At 70.8% G+C, this 24,758-nt stretch carries 22 protein-coding genes; 10 read left to right on the top strand and 12 right to left on the bottom strand.

From position 1 onward, the window contains the following. Positions 1–103 precede the first annotated feature (103 nt). The 8 genes from hutU (at position 104) to AC07RM_RS02170 (ending at position 11,170) form a co-directional block, all read left to right on the top strand. Positions 104–1,840 (top strand): urocanate hydratase, encoded by a 1,737-nt coding sequence (gene hutU / locus AC07RM_RS02205; protein ID WP_495332642.1) that lies wholly within the window; start codon positions 104–106, stop codon positions 1,838–1,840. Positions 1,841–1,857: 17 nt separating this feature from the next. Then, the gene (locus tag AC07RM_RS02200; RefSeq protein ID WP_495332640.1) at positions 1,858–2,814 is read left to right on the top strand and encodes an ABC transporter substrate-binding protein; all 957 of its coding nucleotides are present in this window, start codon (positions 1,858–1,860) and stop codon (positions 2,812–2,814) included. Positions 2,815–2,824: 10 nt separating this feature from the next. Beyond that, entirely contained in the window at positions 2,825–3,718 is an 894-nt protein-coding gene (locus AC07RM_RS02195) for an ABC transporter permease (protein ID WP_495332638.1), read from the top strand. Further along, entirely contained in the window at positions 3,715–4,509 is a 795-nt protein-coding gene (locus tag AC07RM_RS02190; RefSeq protein WP_093352261.1) for an ABC transporter ATP-binding protein, read from the top strand. The genes AC07RM_RS02195 and AC07RM_RS02190 overlap by 4 nt, the downstream gene beginning before the upstream one ends. A gap of 7 nt (positions 4,510–4,516) precedes the next feature. Further along, on the top strand, positions 4,517–5,704 hold the full coding sequence (locus tag AC07RM_RS02185; RefSeq protein ID WP_495332636.1) for a CaiB/BaiF CoA transferase family protein: 1,188 nt from the start codon (positions 4,517–4,519) through the stop codon (positions 5,702–5,704). After that, positions 5,701–6,672, top strand: coding sequence for an NADPH:quinone oxidoreductase family protein (locus AC07RM_RS02180; protein WP_495332634.1), 972 nt, complete (start codon positions 5,701–5,703; stop codon positions 6,670–6,672). Before AC07RM_RS02185 ends, AC07RM_RS02180 begins: the two co-directional genes overlap by 4 nt. A 239-nt stretch (positions 6,673–6,911) precedes the next feature. Then, complete coding sequence (locus tag AC07RM_RS02175) at positions 6,912–8,504, top strand: hypothetical protein (RefSeq protein WP_495332632.1); 1,593 nt, start codon at positions 6,912–6,914, stop codon at positions 8,502–8,504. A gap of 119 nt (positions 8,505–8,623) precedes the next feature. Next, on the top strand, positions 8,624–11,170 hold the full coding sequence (locus AC07RM_RS02170) for a PAS domain-containing protein (RefSeq protein WP_495332630.1): 2,547 nt from the start codon (positions 8,624–8,626) through the stop codon (positions 11,168–11,170). Between the two features lie 10 nt (positions 11,171–11,180). Here AC07RM_RS02170 and AC07RM_RS02165 read toward each other — a convergent pair whose 3' ends face one another. Next, positions 11,181–12,050, bottom strand: a complete 870-nt coding sequence (locus AC07RM_RS02165; RefSeq protein ID WP_495332628.1) for a LysR family transcriptional regulator — start codon at positions 12,048–12,050, stop codon at positions 11,181–11,183. A 112-nt stretch (positions 12,051–12,162) separates the two neighbouring features. Here AC07RM_RS02165 and AC07RM_RS02160 point away from each other — a divergent pair, with 112 nt between their 5' ends. Beyond that, positions 12,163–13,518: an MFS transporter gene (locus AC07RM_RS02160; protein ID WP_495332626.1), complete on the top strand. Its 1,356-nt coding sequence runs from the start codon at positions 12,163–12,165 to the stop codon at positions 13,516–13,518. 19 nt (positions 13,519–13,537) lie between these two features. Here the strand turns inward: AC07RM_RS02160 and AC07RM_RS02155 are convergent, their stop codons facing one another. The 10 genes from AC07RM_RS02155 to AC07RM_RS02110 all read right to left on the bottom strand — a co-directional run bounded on the left by AC07RM_RS02155 (position 13,538) and on the right by AC07RM_RS02110 (position 22,884). Next, positions 13,538–15,661: a putative bifunctional diguanylate cyclase/phosphodiesterase gene (locus AC07RM_RS02155; protein WP_093352242.1), complete on the bottom strand. Its 2,124-nt coding sequence runs from the start codon at positions 15,659–15,661 to the stop codon at positions 13,538–13,540. Between the two features lie 79 nt (positions 15,662–15,740). Continuing rightward, entirely contained in the window at positions 15,741–16,481 is a 741-nt protein-coding gene (locus AC07RM_RS02150; protein WP_495332624.1) for an aspartate/glutamate racemase family protein, read from the bottom strand. Positions 16,482–16,509: 28 nt separating this feature from the next. After that, complete coding sequence (locus AC07RM_RS02145) at positions 16,510–17,274, bottom strand: aspartate/glutamate racemase family protein (protein WP_495332622.1); 765 nt, start codon at positions 17,272–17,274, stop codon at positions 16,510–16,512. 38 nt (positions 17,275–17,312) lie between these two features. After that, the gene (locus AC07RM_RS02140; RefSeq protein WP_495332620.1) at positions 17,313–17,987 is read right to left on the bottom strand and encodes an amino acid ABC transporter permease; all 675 of its coding nucleotides are present in this window, start codon (positions 17,985–17,987) and stop codon (positions 17,313–17,315) included. A 31-nt stretch (positions 17,988–18,018) separates the two neighbouring features. Next, positions 18,019–18,699, bottom strand: coding sequence for an amino acid ABC transporter permease (locus tag AC07RM_RS02135; protein WP_209539618.1), 681 nt, complete (start codon positions 18,697–18,699; stop codon positions 18,019–18,021). A 28-nt stretch (positions 18,700–18,727) separates the two neighbouring features. Then, complete coding sequence (locus AC07RM_RS02130; RefSeq protein ID WP_395346371.1) at positions 18,728–19,465, bottom strand: amino acid ABC transporter ATP-binding protein; 738 nt, start codon at positions 19,463–19,465, stop codon at positions 18,728–18,730. Positions 19,466–19,499: 34 nt separating this feature from the next. Beyond that, a complete protein-coding gene (locus AC07RM_RS02125) occupies positions 19,500–20,348 on the bottom strand; it encodes a transporter substrate-binding domain-containing protein (RefSeq protein WP_495332617.1) in 849 nt (282 codons plus the stop codon). Next, positions 20,338–21,282 carry a polysaccharide deacetylase family protein gene (locus tag AC07RM_RS02120; protein WP_495332616.1) on the bottom strand — a complete coding sequence of 315 codons (945 nt, stop codon included), beginning with the start codon at positions 21,280–21,282 and terminating at the stop codon, positions 20,338–20,340. Before AC07RM_RS02120 ends, AC07RM_RS02125 begins: the two co-directional genes overlap by 11 nt. Further along, positions 21,279–22,217 (bottom strand): polysaccharide deacetylase family protein, encoded by a 939-nt coding sequence (locus AC07RM_RS02115; RefSeq protein WP_495332614.1) that lies wholly within the window; start codon positions 22,215–22,217, stop codon positions 21,279–21,281. Before AC07RM_RS02115 ends, AC07RM_RS02120 begins: the two co-directional genes overlap by 4 nt. Before the next feature lie 4 nt (positions 22,218–22,221). Next, positions 22,222–22,884, bottom strand: coding sequence for a cysteine hydrolase family protein (locus tag AC07RM_RS02110; RefSeq protein ID WP_203207135.1), 663 nt, complete (start codon positions 22,882–22,884; stop codon positions 22,222–22,224). A 120-nt stretch (positions 22,885–23,004) separates the two neighbouring features. On the opposite strand from AC07RM_RS02110, the gene AC07RM_RS02105 reads away from it, so the two are divergent. Further along, positions 23,005–23,787 carry an IclR family transcriptional regulator gene (locus AC07RM_RS02105; protein ID WP_495332612.1) on the top strand — a complete coding sequence of 261 codons (783 nt, stop codon included), beginning with the start codon at positions 23,005–23,007 and terminating at the stop codon, positions 23,785–23,787. A gap of 13 nt (positions 23,788–23,800) precedes the next feature. Here AC07RM_RS02105 and AC07RM_RS02100 read toward each other — a convergent pair whose 3' ends face one another. Continuing rightward, complete coding sequence (locus AC07RM_RS02100; RefSeq protein WP_495332610.1) at positions 23,801–24,718, bottom strand: LysR family transcriptional regulator; 918 nt, start codon at positions 24,716–24,718, stop codon at positions 23,801–23,803. Between the last annotated feature and the right edge of the window lie 40 nt (positions 24,719–24,758).

Genomic DNA, 24,758 nt, shown 5'->3' with positions numbered 1-24,758 from the left:
GGCCGTGCAACGCAATTTTCATAATCGTCGCGGACACGCCGCATTCTAGGGAGAACAGGCGTAATTCCCATCGTTTTCAGGCACGCCGTCTTTCTCCGGATCCATGAGCAATGGAATTGGTGGCGACGCTGAATCGGCCGCCTTGGCATGGACCGCACAGGAGAAGAAATTGCCTCACGAGACATCGTTGCCCCGGGTCGTTCGCGCCGCCCGCGGGACCGAACTTCGAACCCGCAGCTGGCGCACGGAAGGGCCGTTGCGCATGCTGATGAACAACCTCGATCCGGACGTTGCGGAGAATCCCGCGCAATTGATCGTCTATGGCGGCGTGGGGCGCGCGGCGCGCAATTGGGAGGCCTTCGATCGCATCGTCGAAACGCTCGAGCGGCTGGACGACGACCACACCCTGCTGGTGCAGTCCGGCAAACCCGTGGGCGTGTTCCGTACCCATGCGATGGCGCCGCGCGTGTTGATCGCCAATTCCAATCTCGTGCCCAAATGGGCCACGCAGGACCACTTCAACGAGCTCGAGCGCAAGGGCCTGATGATGTTCGGCCAGATGACGGCCGGCTCCTGGTTCTACATCGGCAGCCAGGGCACGGTGCAGGGCACCTACGAGACCTATGCGGAGGTCGGGCGCCGGCATTTCGGCGGCTCGATGGAGGGCCGATGGATGCTCACCGCGGGGCTCGGCGGCATGGGCGGCTCGCAACCCCTGGCCGGGCGGATGACGGGGGCCGCGATCCTCGTGGTGGAGTGCCAGCAGAGCCGCATCGACATGCGCCTGCGCACCGGCTACCTCGACGTGCAGGCGCGCGATCTCGCGCATGCGCTCGAACTCGTCGACGAGGCGCGTGCGCAGCGCCGCGGGTTGTCGATCGCGCTGTGCGGCAATGCCGCCGAGGTCCTGCCCGAGATCGTTCGGCGCGGCCTGTGTCCCGACGTGGTGACCGACCAGACCGCCGCGCACGACCTGCTGCACGGCTACCTGCCCGCCGGCTGGGACGTGGCGCGCTGGGAGGCGGCGCGCGCGAGCGACCCCCGCGCGGTCGAGCAGGCGGCGCGCGCATCGATCGCGCTGCATGTGCGCGCGATGCTGGACTTCAAGGCGCGCGGCGCCGTGGTGTTCGACTACGGCAACAACATCCGCCAGGTCGCGCTCGATGAAGGCGTGACACAGGCCTTCGACTTTCCGTCGTTCGTGGTGGCCTATGTCCGGCCGCTGTTCTGCGAGGGCAAGGGGCCTTTCCGCTGGGTCGCGCTGTCGGGCGATCCGCAGGACATCTACAAGACGGACGAGCGCCTGCGCGCCTTGTTCCCGCGGGACCAGGCGCTGGGCCGCTGGCTCACGATGGCACGCGAGTGCGTCAGGTTCCAGGGCCTGCCCGCGCGCATCTGCTGGCTCGGCCTGGGCGAGCGGCACCTCGCGGGGCTCGCGATCAACGAGATGGTGCGCAACGGCGAGCTCAGCGGTCCGATCGCCATCAGCCGCGATCACATGGACTCGGGCTCGGTGGCCAGCCCGAACCGCGAGACCGAAGGCATGCTCGACGGTTCCGACGCCGTGGCCGACTGGCCGCTCTTGAACGCGCTGCTCAACACGGCCTGCGGTGCCGACTGGGTCAGCATCCATCACGGCGGCGGCGTGGGCATGGGCTATTCGATCCACGCGGGCATGGCGCTGGTGGCCGATGGCACGCAAGGCACCGACGAGCGCATCGCGCGGCTGCTCTGGAACGATCCCGCCACCGGCGTGATGCGCCACGCCGACGCGGGCTACGAGATCGCCGCGCGCACCGCGCGCGAGCGCCAACTGGACCTGCCTTCGCTGGCAGCCTGACTCTGAAGGAGCACGTCATGAAATGGACAAGGTACTTCCTGGCCCTCGGGCTCGTCGTCGGCGCGTCGATGGCCTCGGCGCAGACCAGGCACGTGGCGATCGCGAACATGGTCGACATTCCCCAGCTGATCCAGGTCAAGACCGGGCTCGTGGACGCACTGCGCGGCGCGGGCTACGTCGAAGGCCAGAACCTCAGGCTCGACTACCTGTCGGCCCAGGGCAACGCGGGCATCGCCACGCAGATCCTGCGCAAGTTCGTCGGCGATGCGCCCGACGTGATCGTCACCATCACCACGCCGATGGCGCAGGCCGCCTTGTCGGCGACGAGGGCGGTGCCCGTGGTCTTCACCGTGGTGACCGATCCGCTCGGCGCCAAGGTGGTCCCGTCGCTGAAGCGTCCGGGCGGCAATGCCACCGGCATCTCCGACCTCGCGCCGATCGAGCGGCAGCTGCGCCTGATCAAGGCCTTCATGCCGCAGGCCAGGCGCCTGGGGGTGATCTACAACACCGGGCTCGATGGCTCGCGCTACCAGATCGAGGTGCTCAAGCCGCTGCTCAAGGTCCATGGCATGACGCTGGTCGAGGCGAATGCGCCCACCTCCAACGAGGTCGGTTCGGCCATGCGTTCGCTCGTGGGCAAGACGGACGTGGTCTGGATTCCCAACGATCCGACCGTGTACGCGGCGCTCGAATCGGCGGTGCGCATCGGTCAGGAACAGAAGATTCCCGTGTTCACGGCCGAGACCCGCACCGTGGAGCGCGGCGCGGTGGCTTCGATCGGCTTCGACTACAACGCCGTCGGCGAGGAAGCGGCCCGCCAGGTCGTCAAGATCCTCAAGGGCGCGAAGCCCGGCGATATCGACGTGGAAACGCCGCAGGTGTTTCGCACGGTCGTGAACCAGCGCGCCGCGCAGGCCGCGGGCCTGAGCATCCCGGACGACGTGGCCCGCCAGGCCAACATCGTCAATCGCTGAGGAGGGCGGGATGAATTTCTACGCCTTGCTGGGCGCGCTCGAGACGGGGCTGATCTTCGGCTTCGTCGCGCTCGGAACCTACATCACCTTTCGCCTGCTGAAGTTCCCCGACATCACGGTGGAGGGCAGCTTCCCGCTCGGCGGTGCCGTGGCCGCCGCATCGATCGTCGCGGGCGCCAACCCCTACCTGGCCACCTTGCTGGCCTTCGTCGCCGGCATGCTCGCGGGTTCGCTCACGGCGTTTCTCAACGTCCGGCTGCGCATCCTGCACATCCTCAGCGGCATCCTGGCCTCGGTCGCGATGTATTCGGTGAACATGCGCATCATGGGGCGGCCCAACACGCCCTTGCTGGGCACCGACACGGTGTTCACGGGGCTGGGCGCGCACTTCGTCGGCAGTGCCTATGCGGTGCCGCTCGTGCTCGTCCTGCTGTGCGTGGCGATCGTCCTGCTGCTCAACCGCTTCCTCGCCTCCGAAACCGGCCTGGCCCTGCGGGCGACCGGCGCCAATCCGCGGATGGCGGCCGCCTACGGCATCCACACCGGCCGCATGACCTGGCTGGGGCTCGCCATGGCGAACGGGCTGTCCGCTCTCGGCGGCGCGCTTTTCGCGCAAACGCAAGGCTCGGCCGACGTCAACATGGGCGGCGGCGTGGTGGTCGTCGGCTTTGCCGCCGTGATCGGCGGCGGGGTGCTGATCAGGAACACGACCATCGTGCGCGCGACCTTGTCCGCGCTGGTGGGCGCCGTGCTCTATCGCATCGCGGTGGCGCTGGCCCTGGACGTCGACAGCATCGGGCTCACGCCCTCGGACTTGAACATGGTGACCGCGGCGCTCGTGGCACTGGCACTGGTTGCGCCCGGCGTGGGCCTGGCCGGTGCATTGCGCGGGAGAAAAGCATGATCAGGGTCGAGAAGCTGGATGTGGTCTTCAATCCCGGCTCCGCGCTCGAGAACCACGTGCTGCGCGGCCTGTCGCTGGACATCCCCCAGCAGCAGTTCATCACGGTGATCGGTTCCAACGGCGCCGGCAAGTCCACCTTGCTCAATGTGCTCGCGGGAGAGACGACCCCCACCGGCGGGGCCGTCACGATCGACGGCGAAGCCATCGCCGGCTGGCCGGTCGCGCGTCGCGCCGGGGCCATCGCCCGTGTCTTCCAGGACCCGCTGGCGGGCACCTGCGAGGAACTGACGATCGAGGAAAACATGGCCATCGCCCTGGCGCGCGGCCATGCGCGCGGACTGGGTCACGCGGTGACGGCGCCTCGGCGCGAGCGCATCCGCGCCGCGCTGGCCCGGCTCGGCCTCGGGCTGGAGAACCGGCTGCACGACCGCATGGGCCTGCTCTCGGGCGGGCAGCGCCAGGCGATCAGCCTGCTGATGGCGTCGCTCAACGCGTCGAGCCTGCTGCTGCTCGACGAGCACACGGCCGCGCTCGATCCGCGCACCTCGGAGTTCGTGATGAAGCTGACGGATGACCTCGTGCGTGAGCTCAAGCTCACGGTGCTGATGGTCACGCACAGCATGCGCCAGGCACTCGATCACGGCGACCGGACCATCATGCTGCACCAGGGGCGCATCGTCTTCGACATCGCCGGCAGCGAACGCGAGCGGCTCGATGTTCCGGACCTGCTGGCGCTGTTCTCCCAGCGCAGCGGCAAGGAACTCAGCGACGACAGCCTTCTTCTGGGATGACCCTCTCATGACCCAACAACAACTTCTGAACGGCCTGCGCATCGTCGACCTGTCGCGCGTGATGTCGGGGCCTTACTGCACCGCGCTGCTGGCCGACGTGGGGGCCGAGGTGATCAAGATCGAGACGCCCGTGACCGGCGACGACTCGCGCCACTTCGGCCCCTTCGTCGACGGCCGCAGCGTCTACTTCTCCTTGCTGAACCGCAACAAGAAGAGCGTCACGCTCAATCTCAAGGACGAGCGCGCCCGCGAGATGCTGTATGCGCTGGTCGATACCGCCGATGCGGTGGTCGAGAACTTCCGCCCCGGCGTCGCGCAGCGGCTGGGGGTGGACTACGAGACGCTGAAGGCACGCAATCCCTCGCTGGTCTACCTGAGCATCTCGGGCTTCGGGCAGCAGGGCGAATTCAAGGGGCGGCCGGCCTATGACCTGATCATCCAGGCCATGTCCGGGCTCATGAGCACCACGGGCCGTCCCGGGCAGGAGCCCACCTGCGTGGGCGACTCGGTGGCGGACCTCGTGACGGGCCTGTTCGGTGCCTGGTCGCTGATGACGGCGCTGTTCGCCCGCGAGCGGGATGGCCAGGGGCGCCAGATCGACCTGTCGATGTTCGATGCGATGCTGGCCCTGCAGCTCACCAGCGCGAGCCGCCTGTTCGCCAGCGGCACGGCGCCGCAGCGCGTGGGCAACCGCCATCCCGTGACGTCGCCGGTGGACTGCTTCGAGGCCCGCGACGGCTGGGCGGTGATCGTGGTCAGCAACGACGGGTTCTTCCGCCGCTTCGCGCCGTTGATCGGCAAGCCCGAGTGGGTCGAGGACCCGCGCTTCGTCGACAACCTGCAGCGCGCGCGCAATGAGCCGACGCTGAAGGCGGCGATCACGGCATGGTCGCGCGAGCGGACCGTGGACGAGGTGGTCCAGGCCTGCCTGGAGGCCGACGTGCCGGCGGGCCCGGTCTGGGATCTGCAGCAGGCCCATGCGCAGTCCGCGCGGCAGGATCGAGGACGGGTCGCCCAGGCGCAGGATGCCGAGCGCCCCTGGCCGTTCGTGCTGCAGCCGGCCGTGTTCTCTTCGGGGGATCCGGCGAAGGTCCAGGCCGACCCCTTGTTGGGTGCGCACACCGACGAGGTGTTGCAGGGCATCGGCATCGCGCCGGCGGATCTTGCGCAACTGCGCGCGCGGGGGGCCGTATGAAGTCGTGGATCGTCAGGGACGTCACGCAGCCTCCGGAGCTCATGGAGATGCCGCTGCCGCATCCCAAGCCGGGCCAGGTGCTGGTGCGCGTGGCCGCTGCCGGGCTCAACTTCTCGGACGTGCTGATGACGCGCGGCGCCTACCAGATCCGGCCGCCGCTGCCCTTCACCCCGGGCCAGGAGATCAGCGGCATCGTCGAGAGCGTTTCGGGCGGTGGCGCCTTCAGCCCCGGCGACCGGGTCGCCACCAAGGTCATGTGGGGCGGCTTCGCGCAGTTCGCCGTGGCCGAGGCCTCGTGGCTGGTGCGCGTGCCCGAGGAAGTCCCGCTGGCCGAGGCCGCCGTGCTGCCGGTGGTCTGGCCGACCGCGTGGATCGCCTTGTTCGCACGGGCCCGGTTGCAGGCGGGCGAGACGGTGCTGGTGCACGCGGCCGCCGGCGGGGTCGGGCTGGCGGCCACCCAGCTCGCGGTTCGGGCCGGTGCGCGCGTCATCGCCACCGCGGGCGGCCAGGACAAGCTCGCGCATTGCAGGGAGCGCGGGGCTTCGGTCTGCATCGACTACCGCGAGGACGACTGGGTCGAGCAGGTGATGCAGGCCACCGGCGGCAAGGGCGTGGATGTGCTCATCGATCCCGTGGGGGGCGATATCACGGACCGCAGCGTCAAGTGCCTGGCCCATGGCGCGCGCCTATGCCTCGTGGGTTTCTCGAGCGGACGCATTCCCGAGATCCGCGCCAACCGTCTCCTGCTCAAGAGCGCGTCGGCGCTGGGCATCTACTGGAGCCATGAGCGCGACCTGCCTTTGATCGGGCAGGCGCTGGACGACGTGCTGGCCGGTTTCAGGCACCAGCAACTGCACGCCGACGTGGGCGGCCGCTACGCTTTCAGCGAGTTGCCTCGTGCGTTGGCCGATCTGCAGGAGCGGCGCACCTTCGGCAAGCTGGTGCTCCTGCCCGACGGCAATCCCTGACCCGGCGTTCGGCGGCCCGGGCAAGCCCAGGTGCCCGCGCGCATCCTCCGACGCCCCGACCCGGCGCGAGCGCCGGCCGTCGCCTCGCTCGTATACATTCGCCACGAAAGCGGAACACGAGGGGCGAGGATGACGGTCGGCAAGGAACGGGGCATCGCCAGCAGCCGGATGGCGGCATGCCAGGCGCGGGGATCCGGGAACGCGGCGCGCCCGTGTTCCCTTGACGGGCGTGCCCGGCCATGAACGCGCAGGTGCTCGCGGCGCTGCAGTCGCTCGGCCTTTCGGAAGACACGGACGGCAAGGCGGTACGCCGCGCCTATGCCGCGCAGCTCAAGCAGATCGACGTCGCCGCGGAGCCCGCGCGGTTCCAGGCGCTGCGCGAGCGCTATGAGCTCGTGCTGGCCTGGCTCGCGCACCGCGATGCCGCCGCGCGCGACGCGCCGGACCCGACACCCGCTTCGCCGGAGGAGGCGGCGCCGACCCCGGCGGCACCTGCGAGCGGCCCCGTCGACGACGCCGCTGCGCCGTCCCGGATGCAGCGGTCCGACGACTACGCCCGCGCGGTGTTCGATGCCCTCATGGCCCGTCTCGCCGCGGCCGGGACACCGGACCGGCACGAAGCACGGGCGGCGCTGGATGCCGCGCTCGAGGACCCGCGGCTGCTGGATGTGGATGCACGGTTCCTGTTCGAGCTGGGCGTGGCCTCGTGGCTGGCCAACGGCTGGCGCCCCGGGCACGAGAAGGTGTTCGCCCCGGCCGTCGGTGCCTTCCGCTGGCGCGAGGAAGCGGCGTCGCTCTCGAGGCTGGGCCGTTCCGGCGTCATCATCGACCACGCGATCCAGGAGCTGGATGCGTACGACAGCCTGCCCGAGGGCACGCGCGAGCGCCTGCGCGAACCGATCCGGCAGCTGCGCTCGCCGGACAAGCCGGGCGTGCGCCGGCTCGCGAAGTCGCTGCCGCTGGCCGAGCAGGCGGTGCGCAACTTCCCCCACTGGCTGCACATCGTCACCAACCCCTCGAACATCGAGCGCTGGCGCGCATGGGAAGCGGCCATTCCGGCGTGGCGGCGCTTCGTGGCGTTCGCGCCCGCGCGGCCCAAGGCGCGGCCGGTGCCGACGGGCAACGCGGCGTCCGCCAGCAATCCGTGGGTGGTGGTGATGTGCCTGGTCGGCATGATGGGGCTCGCGTCGACGCTGTCGAGGCTCTCGACGCCGCCCGCCCCGGCCCCGGCGCCGCATCGCACGCTGGCACCCTTGCCGCGCGCGCCGAGCGCACCGGCGGCTTCGTTCCCCGCGCTTGCACCTTCGTCGCCGTTGCCCTTGGCCGCGGCGCCGGCGCGACCTCCGGCACCGACGGCACCGGCCATCGCACCGGCCGCGCTGGTGCAGCAGCCCTACGCCACGCTGCCGGAGGCAAGGAAGCTGGCCGCCTCGCTCGGCAAGGGCAAGGCCGACGTGCTCAAGTGCAACGACGCGATCCGCATCCTCGAGCTTCATGCCAAGGAATTCGAGAAAGGATCGTTCGGCCGCTCCTTCGACAGCCTGATGATCAACTGCCTCATGGGCAAGCTCGCGATGTTTCCCTATCCGCTGATCGACCGGGCGATCAAGCGCGAGTTCGGGCGGCGGGCGGGCGATGCGACCGCGGGGCTGTCGGAGATCCGGGGCCTGTCGCCCCTGCCCGTGATGCCCCGGCCGGCACCGGTCCGTCCGGTGATGGCTTCGCCGCCGAGCATGACGATGCCGTCCTCCGATCCTTCCGCGCCGTCCGTGCTGAGACCACCGGGATCCGCGAACCCGTGGGCGGTGCCGCCGCCGACGCCAGGCCCCTAGATCGCCCCGGACCGGTCGCGAGACGGCCTGCCCGCCGACGCGGCACAGCCCGCGGCGCCCCTACGATACCGACCCTGGACAGGCGCACCAAGGGATACGCCCAGCACGCGGACGCACTCATGAAGAACGGCGAGACACACGGCGGGCCCGGCACCGCACTGCAGCACGAGGGACATTTCCGGCCCGACGGCACGCTCGCCGCCGCCTTCCTGCGCGAGCACGACTGGGCGCGCTCGGCGCTCGGGCCGCCGCAGGGCTGGTCCGGCGCGCTGCGCCACGCGGTGTCGCTGATGCTCGATTCGGCCCTGCCGATGTGGCTGGCCTGGGGCGACGCCCTGGGCATGGTCTACAACGAGCCGTACGCCCGGGTCCTCGGGGGCAAGCATCCCGCAGCTCTGGGCGCACCGCTGGCCGAGGTCTGGGCGGAGATCTGGCCCGAGGTCGGGCCGCTGGTCGAGACGGCGCTGGCCGGCAGCCCGGTCCATCGCGAGGACCTGCCGCTGGTCGTGAACCGCGAGGGGCTGGAGGAACAGACCTGGTTCACCTTCTCCTATGCGCCGCTGCGCGACGAACAGGGCGCCGTGCGCGGCCTGCTGTGCACCGTCTGGGAGACCACCGCCCAGGTGCTGGCCCGGCGCCGGCTGGCCGACAAGGAGGACGAGGCGACGCGGCGCCAGGCCCAGCGCACGGAGACCGAGGAGCGCTACCGGCTCGCGGTGCTGGCCACCAACGACGCGGTCTGGGACTGGCGCCTGTCCGACGGCCACGTGGTCTGGAACCAGGCGCTGACCACGCTGTTCGGCCACACGGAGGAGGAGACCAGCGCCGACTGGTGGCTCGACCACATCCATCCCGAGGATCGCGCGCGTGTCGAGACCGGCATCCATGCCGTGATCGACGGCGGCGGGACGGCCTGGACGCAGGAGTACCGCTTCCTGCGCAAGGACGGCAGCCATGCCGAGGTGTTCGACCGCGGTACCGTGCTGCGCGACGCGCAGGGCCGGCCGCTGCGCATGATCGGCGCCATGCTCGACCTGAGCGAGCGCAAGGCCTCCGAGCTCGCGCTGCGCGAGAGCCATCGGCAGTTCCGCACCCTGTTCGAGACCATCGACGAGGGCTTCTGCGTCATCGAATTCCTCGACGGCCCGCATGGGCCGATGAGCGACTACATCCACGTCACGGCCAACCCGGCCTACCTGGCCAATGCCGGCATCGCCGACGTGGTGGGCCAGCGGGTGCGCGAGATGGTGCCCGACGAGGCCGACGGCTGGGTCGACATCTACCGCCGCGTGCTGCTCACGGGCGAGCCGGTGCGCTTCGAGCGCGAGCTGGTGCGCACCGGCCGCTTCCTGGAGCTGGCCGCCTTCCGCGTCGAGCCGCCCGAGCGCCGCCAGGTCGCCGTGCTGTTCCAGGACGTGACCCAGCGCCACCGCGCCGAGCGCGCGCTGCTCGAACTCAACGACTCGCTCGAGCACCGCGTGGCCGAGGAGGTCGCGCAGCGGCTCAAGACCGAGGAGGCGCTGCGCCAGGCGCAGAAGATGGAAGCGGTGGGCCAGCTCACCGGCGGCATCGCGCACGACTTCAACAACATGCTCGCGGTGGTGATCGGCTCGCTCGACCTGCTGGGGCGCCAGCTCGCGGCCGACGACGTTCGCGCCCGGCGCTACGTCGAGGCCGCGCGCGACGGCGCGAAGCGCGCCGCGCTGCTGACGCAGCGCCTGCTCGCCTTCTCGCGCCAGCAGCCGCTGCGCCCCGAGTCGCTCGATGCCAACCGGCTGGTGGCGGGCATGTCGGACCTGCTGCGCCGCTCGCTCAGCGGCGCGATCCAGCTCGAGACCGTGCTGGCCGGCGGCCTGTGGCGCACGCATGCCGACCCCAACCAGCTCGAGAACGTGATCCTCAACCTCGCGGTCAACGGGCGCGACGCCATGCCCGATGGCGGGCGACTCACCATCGAGACCGCCAACACCCACCTCGACGAGCGCTATGCGGTCGAGCACCTCGGCCTCTCGTCCGGGCAGTACGTGATGATCGCCGTCAGCGACACCGGCTCGGGCATGCCCGCCGAGGTGGTCGCCAAGGCCTTCGATCCCTTCTTCACCACCAAGGAGGTGGGCCGCGGCACGGGGCTGGGCCTGAGCCAGGTCTATGGCTTCGTCAAGCAGTCGGGCGGCCACGTGAAGATCTATTCGGAGGTCGGCGAGGGCACGGCCGTGAAGGTCTACCTGCCGCGCCTGCTCGGCGCGCCCGCCGAGGACGAGAAGGCCGAGGCGGCTCCCGACACGCCGCTGGGCGGCACCGAGGAGCTGATCCTCGTGGTGGAGGACGAGCCCGCGGTGCGGCAGCTCACGGTCGCGGCGCTCACCGAGCTCGGCTACCGCGTGCTGCAGGCCGACGGCGCCGTGGCGGCGCTGAAGCTGATCGATGCCCATCCCGAGATCCAGCTGCTGTTCACCGACGTCGTGATGCCCGAGACCAACGGCCGCAAGCTGGCCGACGAGGCGCTGCGGCGGCGGCCCGAACTCAAGGTGCTGTTCACCACGGGCTACACGCGCAACGCGGTGGTCCACAACGGCGTGCTCGACGCGGGCGTGCACCTGATCGGCAAGCCCTTCACGATCGAGGAACTGGCCGCGCGCGTGCGCGAGGTGCTCGACGCGTCCTAGGACGCGGCGATCAGGGCAGCCGCAGCGCCTCGCTGTCGGCGAAGGCCCGGGCGAGATAGTCCATCACCGCGCGCACCGTGGCCGAGCGCTTGAGCTCACGGTGCGTGACCAGCCAGATCGCATGCTCGAAGGGCGCGCCGCCGGGCTCGAGCTTCACCAGCGCGGGCTCCGCGTCGCCGAGGAAGCAGGGCAGGCCCGCGACGCCGGCGCCGGCACGCGCGGCGACGAGCTGGCTGCTGATGTCGCCGAGCTCGCAGCTCACCGGGCGCTCGCCCGCGTTGCCGAGCAGCCAGCGCTGCTGGGGCATGTCGGCGAAGCGGTCGTCGTAGGCGATGAAGGTCCAGCGCGCGGGCTCCGCGAGGGCGGGGTAGTCGCGGCCCGCATAGAGCGCGAAGGGAATGCGGCCGACGCGGCGCGCGATGTTGTTCGGTTCGCTGGGCCGCACATGGCGCAGCGCGAGGTCCGCCTCGCCGCGGCTCAGCGAGACCTGCTGGGCCTCGGAGCGCACCGACAGCTGGATGTCGGGGTAGACCGCATGGAAGTCTGCCATGCGCGCGGCGAGGAAGTGCGTGGCCAGCACCGGCGAGGCGCTCAATGTCACCTTGCCGCGCAGCGACACCTGCCGCGCCTGGCTGCGCCGCGCGATGGCGAAGGAGGCGCTCTCCATCGCCTTGGCCTGCTCGAAGACCTCGAGGCCCGCGGCCGTCAGGCGGCAGGCGCGCGGCAGCCGCTCCACCAGCGGCAATCCCAGCTCGGCCTCGAGCGCGGCCAGCCGGCGGCTCACCGTCGCATGGTCGACGCGCAGCGAACGCGCGGCGCTCGACAGCGTGCCGGCGCGACCGACGGCCAGGAAATGGCGCAGGTTCTCCCAGTCGAACATGGTGTTGTTTATCTGTGCGTTTTCTCGCAGTGAGTCCGCGATTTTAGGGAATTCACGCACAGAACGCCGCGGCGCACCATCGCCTCCTCTTCATGGATGTAAAGGGTGGAACATGCGAACCGGATCGTCTTCGCGCCGGGGCACGCTGGTGGCCGCGTCGCTGGGCTTCGTCGTGGTGCTGCTCGACGTGAGCGTGGTCAATGTCGCGCTCGATGCGCTGCTGCGCGAGTTCCGCACCGACGTGGCCGGGCTGCAATGGGTGGTCAATGCCTACACGCTGGTGTTCGCGGCCCTGCTGCTGAGCAGCGGCGCGCTCGGCGACTGCTTCGGGCCGCGCCGCATCTACCTCGGCGGCCTCGCGCTGTTCACCGTGGCCTCGGTCGCCTGCGGCGCGGCGCCCGGGCTCGGCACGCTGGTGGCGGCGCGCCTGCTGCAGGGCGTCGGCGCGGCGCTGCTGGTGCCTAACTCGCTGCTGATGCTGCAGCGGGCCTTCGCGGACCCGGTCGAGCGCAGCCGCGCGATCGGCTGGTGGGGCGCGATCGGCGGCATCGCGATGGCGGCCGGGCCGGTGCTCGGCGGCGTGCTGGTCGCGCACGGGGGCTGGCGCAGCATCTTCCTGATCAACCTGCCGATCGGCCTGCTGGCCGGGGCCCTGACCCTGCGCCACGTGGCCGCCGACGGGCTAGGCCATGCGCGGCGCCTCGACGGGCCCGGGCAACTGGCCGCCGTGCTGACGGCGACGCTGGTCGAGGCCGGGCGGCTGGGCTGGACCAGCGCCTGGGTCGCGGGCGGGCTGCTGCTGACGCTCGCGGCGGGCGGGGCCTTCGTCTGGATCGAGGCTCGCAGCGCCGCGCCAATGCTGCCGCTGGGCCTGCTGCGCATCCGCGCCTTCGCGATCGCCTCCCTGTGCGGCGTGGTCGTCAACTTCGGCTACTACGGGCTGGTCTTCGTCTTCAGCCTGTTCTTCCAGGTCCAGCAGCACCTGTCGCCGCAGCAGACCGGCCTGGCCTTCCTGCCGATGACGCTGGTGCTGATGGGCGCCAGCGTGCTCGCGGGCCGGCTCGTCACGCGCATCGGCGCGCGGCGGCTGATGATGATGGGGCTGGGCCTGGCGGCCTGCGGCTATGCGCTGCTGCTGCCGGTGCGCATCGAGGGCGCCTATGCCTGGCTGGTCTTGCCGATGCTGCTGGCCGCGAGTGGCACGGCGCTGTGCGTGCCGACGATGACCAACCTCGCGCTGTCCTCGGTCGAGGCCTCGCGCGCGGGCATCGCCTCGGGCGTGCTGAATGCTTCGCGCCAGGTCGGCGGGCTGCTCGGGGTCGCCGTGTTCGGCCACCTAGTGCGCCACACCGCGCCGCAGGCCTTCCTGCGCGGCATGCAGCTGTCGACGGGCATCGCCGCCGTGCTGCTGCTGCTGGGCTGCGCGCTGTGCTGGTGGCGGCTCGAGCCGCTGCCGTGCCGCCGATGAAGGCGGTGGCGGGCCGCGCTCAGGCCGCGGCGCGCACCGCGAGCCAGTCGAACAGCTGCGAGGCCGGCAGCGCGCGCGAGTACAGGAAGCCCTGCAGCTCGTCGCAGCCCATCGTCAGCAGGATGTCGCGCTGGATCTCGTTCTCGACCCCCTCGGCCACCACGCTCAGGCCCAGCGCATGCGCGAGCCGGATCACGGCGTCGACCACGGCGCGCGAATCCTCCTTGGATTCGAGGTCCTGCACGAAGCTGCGGTCGATCTTGACCTGGCGCGCCGGCAGCCGGCGCAACTGGCTCAGGCTCGAGTAGCCGGTGCCGAAATCGTCGATCGACAGGAACACGCCCACGGCCGCCAGGCCCTCGAAGGTGCGGTGCGTGGCGCGGATGTCCTCCATCGCCACCGACTCGGTGATCTCGCACAGCAGCAGCGAGGCCGGCACCGCATGCCGGGCCAGCGCGCGCTCGACGCGCTCGACGAAATCCACCTCGCGCAACTGCATGACCGACAGGTTCACCGCCACCGGCATCGACAGGCCCTGCGTGCGCCACTGGGCGATCTGCCGGCAGGCCTCGTCGAGGATCCAGTCGCCCAGGCGCACGATCATGCCGAAGCGCTCGGCCAGGCCGATGAACTGCGCCGGCCCGATCAGGCCGAGCTCGGGGTGGTTCCACCGCACCAGCGCCTCCACGCCGCTGAGCGAGCCGTCGCGCCCGTCCATCTTCGGCTGGTAGTGCAGCTCGAACTGGTTCAGGTCGACGGCCCGGCGCAGGTCGCTCTGCAGCCGCAGCTGCGCCGCCACGTCGGAGCCCATGTGTGATTCGAACATCACGTAGTTCGCGCCGCCGGCGCGCTTGGCGATGTACATCGCGGCGTCGGCATTGGCCACGAGCTTGTCGGGCTCGCCCTGGCCGGGGTAGACCACGATGCCGATCGAGCAGGCGATCTGCAGCGGCTTGTCCTGCAGCGAGAAGGGCTCGGCCAGCTTGCGCAGCGCGCGGTTGGCGACCTGGGCGGCCTCGGCCGCATCGCTCACGCCCTCGAGCAGCAGCAGGAACTCGTCGCCGCCGATGCGCGCCACCGTGTCGCCGTCGCCCGCGACGTCCATCAGCCGCTTGGCCGCGGCACGCAGGATCTCGTCGCCGGCCGCGTGGCCGAAGGAGTCGTTGATCGGCTTGAAGCCGTCGAGGTCGACGAACAGGATCGCCACGCGTTCCTTCAGCAGCGGCTGGTTGACGCGCGCCATGCGCGCCAGCGCGTGTTCCAACCGGTCCTCGAACAGCACGCGGTTGGGCAGGCCGGTCAGCGCGTCGGTGAAGGCATGGCGCTGCAGCTCGCGGTTGGCGTGGGTGAGCTCGGCGTTGGCGTCCTCGAGCGACAGCGCCAGGCGCTGCGTGACCATCTGCATGCGCGCCTCGAGGATCGAGCCGAGCAGCGTGCCCAGCAGCAGCACGCACGAAGCCAGCACCACGATGACCGTCAGCCCCGTGCCGTGCAGCTCGCCGGCGCTCAGGCAGACCGAATCGGGCGCGAAATTGGCCGCCGCCATGCCCGTGTAGTGCATGCCGCAGATCGCCACGCCCATCACCAGCGCGGCCAGCAGCTGCACGGCCGGGCGCCGGGCGGCGCTCACGCGGACCAGGTTGCGCATGATCAGCAGCGCCACCGCCGAGGCGCCGATGCCGATCAGCGCGGACAGCCCCACGATCACGGGCTGCCACAGGATGCCGGGCGCCATCTGCAGCGCCGCCATGCCGATGTAGTGCATGCCGCAGATGCCGCCGCCCATGACCAGCGAGGCCACGCCCAGCCGCCCGAGGCTGTAGTTGGGCCGGCTCGCGACCCACAGCGCCACCCCGGAGGCCGCGACCGCCGCGACCCACGACAGGAAGGTGTACCAGCCCGAGAAGCCCAGCTCGATCGGCAGCGTGAAGCCCAGCATGCCCACGAAATGCATCGACCAGATGCCCGTGCCCAGCACCACCGAGCCGACGCTCCACCACAGCGGCTGGAAATTTCCGCCGGGCCCGCGCATGCGCCGCGACAGGTCGAGCGCGACGAAGGAGGCCAGGGTGGCGATCAGCAGGGAGGCCGCGACGATCAGCGGGTCGTGGTGGGAAGGGAGAAAGAGAGACGGGGCGTTCACCGCCCGAGTATCTCGCGAGCATGTAACAAGGGGTTGATGCGGGGGCGAGTGGCCGTGCCGTGGAACCGGGCACTCCTAGCTAGTCGCGCGCGGGGACGGAAGGCCGGGTCCAGGGTGTCGCCTGGGAGACGGCCTGCCTCGCCATCGCCTCGATCACCGCCAGCTTCGGCACCAGCGGCGCCGGCGAAGCCGTGCGGCTGTGCGTCAGTGACACGGTGACCAGCGCCTGCGCGAGGCGCACGGTCACCTCGACGGGATCGAGCAGGGCGAGCGGGAAGTCGGGCGCGATCTTGCGCGCCGCGGTACTCAGCGCGCCGCTGTCGAAGCACAGCACCTCGGCGCCTTGTTCGAGGCATTCCCACAGCGTGGCGCGCAGCGCATGCGGCGCATCCGGCTCGGCCGTGCGCAGCGCCGCGCAATGGCGCTCGATGCCCCACTGGCGCTGCGCGGCGGCGGCGCGCACGGCGCGTTCGCGCGTGCCGGCGATCAGCGCGAAGCGGCCGCCGAGCGTGAGCGCATGCAGCGCCACGGTCTTGCCGGTGGCGAGCACGGGCAGCGCGAGCATCGAGCGCAGCGCGTTCGCGCCGCCGTCGTCGAGGGCATCGACGCACACGGCATCGAAGCCCTCTTCGGCGGCATGGCGGCCGGCCTCGAACACGGCGAGGTCTTCGAGCGCGGCGTCGACAAAGCCGCCGGCGGCACTCCAGGCGCCGCCGACGGCGCGGTACGTTGCGTCGATGTCGGATTCGAAGGCCGGTCGCGGCGCGGCGTTCGCGGGCTCGGAGAACGCGTGCGGCTGCAGGACGAGGATGCGGGTCATGGCGGGTTCGTCGAAGGAAGAAGGGGTCTCAGGCCTCGGCGCGCGCGCCGGCCGCGAGCACCGCGGCGAGCCATTCGGGCCGCGGCACGGCCTGCGGTGGATAGGCGCGCGGGCTGTGGGGCGCGCGCAGCCGCACCGCGGCCTCGGCCAGTGCGTAGCTCAGCGGGCCTGGATTGACCACCGGCACCGGCAGCCGCTGCGCCAGGTGCGGATGCGCCTGGTGCATGGTGGTCGAGCCGAGGATGATCACGTCGGCCCCGTCCTCGCGCACGCATTGCAGCGCCACCTCCTCGAGCCGCGGGAACACTTCCTCCTCCTTGCCGGCCAGCAGGTTGCGGTTGTCGGGCCGCAGGTTGGCGGCGCGCACCGAGGCGCAATGCGCCTGCAGCCCCAGCTCGGCGATGGTCTTGCGGTACAGCGGCTGCCAGGCGTCCCACATGGTGAGGATCGAGAAGCGGCGCCCGAGCATCATCGCCGTGAGCATCGCGTGGCGGCCGGGGCCGATCACGGGAATGGCGAGCGCGGCGCGCAGCGCGGTCATGCCGGTGTCGCTCATGGTGTCGATGCACACGGCATCGAAGCCCTCGCGTTCGGCGCCGAGGCCCACCTCGAGGATCGACAGCTCGGCGATCACCGAGTCGTGCCCGCTCACGTAGTTGGAGGGCGCGACCTGGGTGGTGCGGTACTCGAGCGTGGTGCCGCCTTGCAACTGCACGGCGCGCGATTGCTCGCGGCGCTGCGCGAGGTTGTGGGCGTCGAGCGGGAAGGGGACGATGACCAGGATGCGTGTCACTTGGAGACCTCGTTGTCGCGGGGGATGGCGCCCGCCGCTCAGTGCGCGGACCGGTGCTCGAGCCGGCTCAGCATCCGCACCACGGGCCACAGGATGGCCAGGTAGATCAGCGCGGCCAGCACCATCGGCGTGGCGTTGTAGGTGGCGGCGCGCGCCATGTCGGCGTTGTAGAGCAGCTCGGGCATGGCCACCACGCTCGCGAGCGAGGTGAGCTTGACGACCTCGACGATGTTGGAGACCAGGTCGGGCAGCACGTTGCGCACGGCCTGCGGCACGACGATGTAGGCCTGGGTGGTGAAGCGGCCGAGGCCGGTGGAGGCCGCGGCCTCGCGCTGGCCCGGGCCCACGGACTCGAGGCCGGCGCGGAACACCTCGCAGAAGTAGCTGGTCATGCTCAGCACGAGCGCCACGCACACCGCCGCGAACGGCGAGAGCCGCACGCCGAAGAAGGGCAGGCCCGAGTAGGTGAAGATCAGGATCACCAGCGGCGGCAGCGAGCGGAACAGGTCGACGAAGACCACCACCAGCCAGCGCAGCCAGCGCAGCCAGCGCTGGCGCGCGCCGCCGGCGATGGCCGCGAGCAGGCCCGAGGCGAGGCCCACGGGGATGGTGCACAGGCAGATCAGCAGCGTGACCCACAGCCCCTGCATCAGCAGCGGAAAGACCTCCGCCATGATCGAGAGGTCGAAGAACTGTTCGAGAAGCTGGTTCATGGCGGTCCTGGCGGCACGGTGGCGCGGGTGGTCAGCGGCGCTTCCAGCGGAAGCGGCGTTCGATCGCGCGGCCCAGCGCAACGAAGGGCACGAAGATCGCGAGGTAGGCGACGGCCGCCATGAACAGCGGCGTGCCGCTGCCGCTGAAGGACTGGGCGGTCGAGGCCTGGTTGAGGATCTCGGGCACGCCGATGACCGTGCCCAGCGCCGAGTTCTTGGTGATGGCGATGGTGCGGTTGGTCAGCGGCGGCACCGTGATGCGCAGGGCCTGCGGCAGTACCACGTAGACATAGGCCTGCGTGAAGCCCAGGCCGGTGGAACGCGCGGCCTCCCACTGGCCCTTCGGCACCGACAGCAGCCCGGCCCAGAAGATCTCCTCGGCGAAGGCCGCGAGCACCAGGCTCAGCACCAGCCACAGCACGACGAAGGCCGACAGGCTCAGGCCCGCGTTCGGCAGACCGAAGAAGGCCAGCAGGATCACGACCAGCGGCGGCAGCGCGCGGAAGATGTCGACGAAGCCGACGATCAGCAGGTTCAGCGCACGGATGCGGTAGACGCGCACCGACGCGAGCGCCAGGCCCAGCGCGATGCCGGTCACGATGACCGCCGCGGCCACCTGCAGCGTGACCACGGCGCCGGCCGCGATGTTCGGGCCGTAGGTGCGGAAGATCGCGGGGTTCGCGAAGACCTCGAGGAAGCGTTGCCATTCCATGGTGCCGGGTTCTCTCTTGTCGTTCTTCTCAATGCAGCGCGTCGGTCATGAAGTCGCGCGCGCGGCTGCCCGGCGGCGCCGCGAGGATCTGCGCGGGCGAGCCCTGCTCGACGACGACGCCGTGCTCCATGAAGACGATGCGATCGGCGGCGTCGCGCGCGAAGCGCATCTCGTGGCTGACCACGACCATGGTGACGCCGGTCTTCTTGAGTTCCTGCATCACCTGCAGCACCTCGGACACCAGCTCTGGATCGAGCGCCGAGGTGGGCTCGTCGAACAGCATGATCTTCGGCTCGAGCGCCAGCGCGCGCGCGATCGCCGCGCGCTGCTGCTGCCCGCCCGAGAGCTCGCCCGGATAGGCCCTGGCTTTGTGCGCCAGGCCCACGCGTTCCAGCGCGGCGAGGCCCGCGCGGTCGGCCTCGGCGGCGGACAGGCCTCGCACCTTGCGCAGCGCGAGCGTCACGTTGGAGAGCACGCGCAGGTGCGGATAGAGGTTGAACTGCTGGAACACCATGCCCACGCGCTGGCGCAGCAGGTTGAGGTTCGTGCGCGGCGAGAGCAGGTCCTCGCCGTCGACGGTGATCGAGCCGCCATCGGGCTCCTCGAGCCGGTTGCAGCAGCGCAGCAGGGTCGACTTGCCCGAGCCCGAGGGACCGATGATGAAGACCAGCTCGCCCGGCGCGATCGACAAGTCGATGGACTTGAGCACCTCGTTGCCGCCGAAATGCTTGCGCAGTCCGTGGATCTGCAGGATGGGCGCGTTCATGCGTGGCACTTCCGTCGGGTCATGGCCGCGGCCTTCATTTCTTGCAGTTCGCCGGATGCGGCGCGGCGTCGTGGCCGGGCAGGCCCGCCACGCCATAGCCGGGTTCGACGGTGGTGGCGACCGAGCCGGCCGCGGGCGCGACGCCGAACCACTTCTCGTAGAGCTTGGCGACCTCGCCGCGCGCCTTGAGGCATTCGAGCGCGCCCTCGACCTCGTTGCGCAGCGCGACCGAGTCCTTGCGGAAGGCCATCGAGAACACCTCGCCGGTCGCATGCCGGTAGCCGGGCCGCAGCCGCGGGTTCTTCTTGACCGCCCAGGCGACCTCGGTGGTGTTGGTGAGCGCGGCCGCGCTGCGTCCCGAGATCACGGCCGCGATGGCGTCGTTGGTGGTGCCGTAGGACTCGACGATCCAACCCGTGGTAGGTGCCTGCGCGCGTGCCCAGGCGTCGTAGGCCGCGCCCTTGTTGACCGAGATGGTCTTGCCGCGGTAGGACTCCAGCGTTTCGAGCGGCGCCGAGGCGGCCGTCACGAACTGGTAATCGGTGTTGAGGAAGCCCTCGGTGAAGATCATGCTCTCGGCGCGCAGCGGCGTGGCCGTGACGGGCGCGCCGACGAAGTCGATGTTGCCGGCCTGCATCGCGGGGAACACGCCCGAGTACTGCATGGCCGCGACGTCGATCCTGCGTCCCAGCTGCGTGCCGATGGCTGCGAGCAGGTCGATGCTGAAGCCCTCGAGGCCGCCGCTGAGCCTGGTCATCGCGAAGGGCGCGGCCACGGGGTCGACCGCGGTGCGAAGCGGCGCCGGCTGCGCGAGCGCGGTGGAAGCGGTGAAGGCCACGAGGCCGAGCGCGAGCAGTGCCGCCTTGAGTGAGCTATGCAACATGCGGTCTTTCCTTGGAACAGTGGATGAATCGGTCGGCGATGTCGCCCGCGGTGGTGACGAGCAGGTCGCTGCGTTCGCGCAGCAGCTCGAGGGTCTGGCGCAGGTAGCGGATGCGGTGCGGCGCACCGAACAGCCAGGGATGGATGCCGATCGAGAACACGCGGCCCTCGGGCAGGGCCGCGGCGCCGTCGAGCATGTCGCGCACCAGGCCGGGAAAGCGCTCGGGCGCGATGCGCCGCAGGGCGATGGTCTGCACGTCGTCGAGCTCGGTGGGCGCGGGCAGCGCGACCAGCCCGCGCGGCAGCTCGCCGGTCGCCTGCCAGTAGGGCTGGTCGTCGTTCGGCCAGTCGAGCGTGTAGGCGAAGCCCGCTTCGCGCAGCAGCGCGCCGGTGCGCGGCGTCAAGCCGTGGTCCTGGCCGAGCCAGCCGCGCAGCGGCGTGGGGCAGGCCGAGGCGACGATGTCGCGGCAGGCGACGATGAACGCGCGCTCCTCGGCCTCGTCCATGCGCGCGCTGATCATGCGGTTGGCCGAGAAGCCGTGCACCGCTACCTCCCAGCCGCGCCGCACGATCTCGGCCACCAGCTCGGGATGGGTCTGGACCACGGCCGCGCCGAGCGCGACCGTGGGCGCGACGCCGAATTCGTCGAGCAGCGCAAGGATGCGCCAGACGCCGACGCGGTTGCCGTAGGCGCGCGAGCTCCAGGTGCGGAACTCGGGCGCGAAGGTGCCGAACTCGCCCTTGAAACGCGGGTCGCGCAGGCTGCCCTCGGGCGGCGCGAGCTCCCAGTGCTCGAGCTGCAGCACCAGGCAGGCCGCGAGCCGGCGCGTGCCGAACGAGAGCGCGGGGCGCGCGGGCAGCGGCTCGAAGTCGTAGAGCGCGTGGTCCATGCCGCGCGGCGCCGGCTGCGCGCGGGGCAGGGGCGAGCCGCTCATGGCGCGGCTCCCGTTTGCGCGTACATGGAATCGCGTGCCGCATCGGCCGCCAGCGTGGCCTCGTAGCCGTTGGCGTAGTACCAGTCGGCGATCTCCTCGCCGGTGGCGAACCACACCTTGTCGTGCGAGGCGATGTGGCGCAGCGCCGCCTCGAGGTAGCGCAGGCGGTGCGGCCGGCCCATGATGTACGGGTGGAACGCGATGTTCATGACGCGCGGCTGCACCTCGCCCTCGGCATACAGCGTGTCGAACATGTCCTGCGCGATGCGCAGGAACTCGGGGCCCTCGGCGGCGCCGGCATGCAGCACCGCGTCGTTGAGCTCGGTCTGGTAGGGCAGGCTGATGAGCCTGCCGCTGCGCACCGCGATCGGCGTCGGCTGGTCGTCGTGGTAGAGGTCGCAGTAGTACTTGAAGCCGGCCTCGGCCACGAGGTCGGGCGTGCGCAGCGTGTGCGAGATGGCCGGCGAGAACCAGCCCGCCATGCGCCGGCCCGTGAGGCGGCGGAAGCGCTCGACGCAGTTCGCGATCAGCGCGCGCTCGGCGTCCTCGTCGAGGTCCCACAGGTACTGGGTGTTGTAGATGCCGTGGCACATCGTGTCCCAGCCGCGTGCCTCGCAGGCTTCCATGATCTGCGGATAGCGCTCGAAGTTGGCGAGGCTCAGCGACACCGTCGCGCGGATGCCGAGGCGATCAAACAGTTCGAAGATCGGCCAGACGCCGACGCGGTTGCCGTAGTCCTTGGCGCCGTAGCCGAGCACGTCGGGATGCGGCATGCGCGGCCAGGGGTCGCGCACGCGCACCGGGTCGGGCAGCCATTCGTAGTGCTCGAGGTTGGGACAGACCCAGACCGCGATGCGCGCGCCGCCGGGCAGCGTGAGCCGGGGCCGCTGGAAGATGGAGCCGCCGCGCAGGCGGTCGGGGTCGCGCACCTGCATGGCGTCAGCGCGTCGCGGGGGCGTCGGGCCAGGTCGCCAGCACTTCGGCGGCGGTGGCATGCGGATAGCGGGCGCGCATGAACTGCAGCGAGCCCTCGTGCAGCGCGGCGCTGGTGCTGCTCAGCAGCTCGGGCACCGTCACCATGTAGTAGTCGTGGTAGGAGCCGCCGCGCAGCGTGGACTCCACGCAGCCCTCGGTCGAGTTGCCGACCAGCACCAGGGTCTGGATGCCGCGCGCGCGCAGCAGGCCGTCGAGCGGCGTGCGCACGAAGGCGTCGGGGCGGAACTTCTCCACCACCACGTCGCGCGGGCCGGGCACCAGCCCGTCGACCAGCTCGGCGCCCCAGCTGCCCTTGAGCGTGTACTCGGGCGTCTTGCCGTCGCGGCACTTGAAGCGCAGCCAGGCCGGCGAATCGCTCAGGCCGTGCGGTAGCGTGAGCTGGCGGATGAAGGCCACCATCACCTGCCGCGCCTGCACCTCGCGCACGAAGGCCGAGAGCGCGGGCACCGAGGCGGCGATGGCGCCGATGTCCTTGCCATTGCGCGCGAAGTGGCCGTCGGGGTGGCAGAAGTCGTTCTGCATGTCGATCACCACGACGGCGGTGTGCCGCGGGTCGACCAGTTCGGCCAGCGTGTCGAGGACGGGAACGCCTTGGATGGTGCGCATGCTGTGGATCGCTTTCGGTTTTGAATTTCTATCTGGTAGAATTTATTTCTCTCTGATAGAAAATCATAGGCGAGCTCTTTCCACAAAGTCAAACTGGGGCAGACCCCGAGGAGCATGGACATGACGCCCAAGGGCAAGACAACGGCCGCGCGCAAGACCGCGGCCGCGGCCGATCCACAGGCCGATTCGCAGGCCGATTCGCAGGCCGAGGCCGAGACCAGGGACAAGCCGCGCGTCGAGGCCGTCGAGCGCGCGCTGTCGGTGCTGGAGGCCTTCGCCGACGGCACCGCGCGCATGCCGCTGAGCGAGATCTCGGCGCGCACCGGCTTCTATCCGAGCACCGTGCTGCGGCTCTTCCATTCGCTCGAGCACTTCGGCTACCTGCATCGCGACGACGACGGCTTCTTCCGCCTCGGCCCCTCGCTGTGGCGGCTCGGCGTGCTCTACCAGAACACCTTCGACCTCGAGCGCCATGTGCGTCCCGTGCTCGACCGCCTCGTCGAGCGCCTGGGCGAGACCGCGGCCTTCTACATCCGCGAGGGCGACCGGCGCATCTGCCTGTACCGCCGCTTCGCCGCCAGCTCGATCGGCCATCACGTGGAGGAGGGCGCCGAGCTGCCGATGGACCGCGGCGCGAGCGCGCACGTGCTGATGGCCTTCACCGGCGCCAAGGGCGCGAAGTACGACGCGGTGCGGCGCGACGGGCTCTACGTGTCCTATGGCGAGCGCAATCCCGATGCGAATGCGATCGCGGTGCCGGTCCACGGACAGGGCGATGCCTTCGTCGGCGCACTGAGCATCATCGGCCCGGTCAACCGGCTCGTGGGTGCCACCATCGACAAGAGCATTCCGGTGCTGCAGGAGGCCGCGCAGGCCCTGGCGCGCAGCCTGCGCGGACGCTAGGAGCCTGCGCCGCTCAGCGGCTCAGCCGCTCGACCATGAAGTCGACGAAGACGCGCATCTTCGGCGGCAGGTGCCGGTCGGGCAGCCACACCGCCGAGATCGTGGCGCCAAAGGGCGGGCGCACGGTCCAGTCCGGCAGCAGCCGCACGATGCTGCCCTGGCGCAAGTCCTCGTCGACCACGAAGTCGGGCAGTAGCGCTACGCCCAGGCCCTGGCGCACCGCGTCGCGCAGCGACTCGCTGCTGTTGACCAGCAGGTTGCCGCTGACGCGTACGGCGCGCACGCCGCGCGGGCCGTCGGCGCCGTCGAAGCGCCAGAGCTGGTGGGTCTCGCCCTCGCCATAGCGAAGGCAGTTGAGGGCGGCGAGGTCTTCGGGGCTGGCGGGCGCGGCCACGCGCGCGAGATAGTTGGGCGCCGCGCACAGCAGGTACGCGGTGCTGCCCAGCGGCCGCGCGACCGCGCCCGCGGGCAGTTCGCGCGTGGTGCGGATCGCGATGTCGAAGCCTTCTTCCGCCAAGTCCACCGAGCGGTCGAGCAGCACCAGCTGCACCCGCATCTCGGGATAGGCCTCGAGGAAGGCCGGCAGCGCCGGCGCGACCACCCGCCGCCCGAGCGTCATAGGCGCCGTGACGCGCAGCAAGCCCATCGGCCGCTGCAGCAGCGAGGCGACCTCGCCGCCCGCGCTGCGGCACAGCGCGATCGCCTCGGCGGTGCGGTCGTACAGCGTCTGGCCGGCGGCGGTGGGGCTCAGGCTGCGCGTGGTGCGGCGCAGCAGTTGCACGTCGAGCAGCGTCTCCAGCCGCGCGATCTGCTTGCTCACGGCCGACTTGCTGGTGCCGAGCATGCGCGCGGCGCCGGTGAAGCTTCGGGCCTCGACGACGCAGGCGAACACGGCGATGCCGGCCATCTGTTCGGGAAGGTGGTCGCTCATGGAGGAGGTCCTCGGCGGTTGGGAGAGAGGACTGTTTCCA

It is taken from the genome of Variovorax sp. GW821-FHT09B05, from assembly GCF_059418265.1.
The sequence above is the reverse complement of the archived record's forward strand: the minus strand, read 5'-3'. Positions and strand labels throughout refer to the sequence as shown.

Bases quoted from the DNA above. Each gene is read 5' to 3' on its own strand.
- hutU (WP_495332642.1), top strand. From the start codon at position 104: ATGAGCAATGGAATTGGTGGCGACGCTGAATCGGCCGCCTTGGCATGG.
- AC07RM_RS02200 (WP_495332640.1), top strand. From the start codon at position 1,858: ATGAAATGGACAAGGTACTTCCTGGCCCTCGGGCTCGTCGTCGGCGCG.
- AC07RM_RS02195 (WP_495332638.1), top strand. From the start codon at position 2,825: ATGAATTTCTACGCCTTGCTGGGCGCGCTCGAGACGGGGCTGATCTTC.
- AC07RM_RS02190 (WP_093352261.1), top strand. From the start codon at position 3,715: ATGATCAGGGTCGAGAAGCTGGATGTGGTCTTCAATCCCGGCTCCGCG.
- AC07RM_RS02185 (WP_495332636.1), top strand. From the start codon at position 4,517: ATGACCCAACAACAACTTCTGAACGGCCTGCGCATCGTCGACCTGTCG.
- AC07RM_RS02180 (WP_495332634.1), top strand. From the start codon at position 5,701: ATGAAGTCGTGGATCGTCAGGGACGTCACGCAGCCTCCGGAGCTCATG.
- AC07RM_RS02175 (WP_495332632.1), top strand. From the start codon at position 6,912: ATGAACGCGCAGGTGCTCGCGGCGCTGCAGTCGCTCGGCCTTTCGGAA.
- AC07RM_RS02170 (WP_495332630.1), top strand. From the start codon at position 8,624: ATGAAGAACGGCGAGACACACGGCGGGCCCGGCACCGCACTGCAGCAC.
- AC07RM_RS02165 (WP_495332628.1), bottom strand. From the start codon at position 12,050: ATGTTCGACTGGGAGAACCTGCGCCATTTCCTGGCCGTCGGTCGCGCC.
- AC07RM_RS02160 (WP_495332626.1), top strand. From the start codon at position 12,163: ATGCGAACCGGATCGTCTTCGCGCCGGGGCACGCTGGTGGCCGCGTCG.
- AC07RM_RS02150 (WP_495332624.1), bottom strand. From the start codon at position 16,481: ATGACCCGCATCCTCGTCCTGCAGCCGCACGCGTTCTCCGAGCCCGCG.
- AC07RM_RS02140 (WP_495332620.1), bottom strand. From the start codon at position 17,987: ATGAACCAGCTTCTCGAACAGTTCTTCGACCTCTCGATCATGGCGGAG.
- AC07RM_RS02135 (WP_209539618.1), bottom strand. From the start codon at position 18,699: ATGGAATGGCAACGCTTCCTCGAGGTCTTCGCGAACCCCGCGATCTTC.
- AC07RM_RS02130 (WP_395346371.1), bottom strand. From the start codon at position 19,465: ATGAACGCGCCCATCCTGCAGATCCACGGACTGCGCAAGCATTTCGGC.
- AC07RM_RS02125 (WP_495332617.1), bottom strand. From the start codon at position 20,348: ATGTTGCATAGCTCACTCAAGGCGGCACTGCTCGCGCTCGGCCTCGTG.
- AC07RM_RS02120 (WP_495332616.1), bottom strand. From the start codon at position 21,282: ATGAGCGGCTCGCCCCTGCCCCGCGCGCAGCCGGCGCCGCGCGGCATG.
- AC07RM_RS02115 (WP_495332614.1), bottom strand. From the start codon at position 22,217: ATGCAGGTGCGCGACCCCGACCGCCTGCGCGGCGGCTCCATCTTCCAG.
- AC07RM_RS02110 (WP_203207135.1), bottom strand. From the start codon at position 22,884: ATGCGCACCATCCAAGGCGTTCCCGTCCTCGACACGCTGGCCGAACTG.
- AC07RM_RS02105 (WP_495332612.1), top strand. From the start codon at position 23,005: ATGACGCCCAAGGGCAAGACAACGGCCGCGCGCAAGACCGCGGCCGCG.
- AC07RM_RS02100 (WP_495332610.1), bottom strand. From the start codon at position 24,718: ATGAGCGACCACCTTCCCGAACAGATGGCCGGCATCGCCGTGTTCGCC.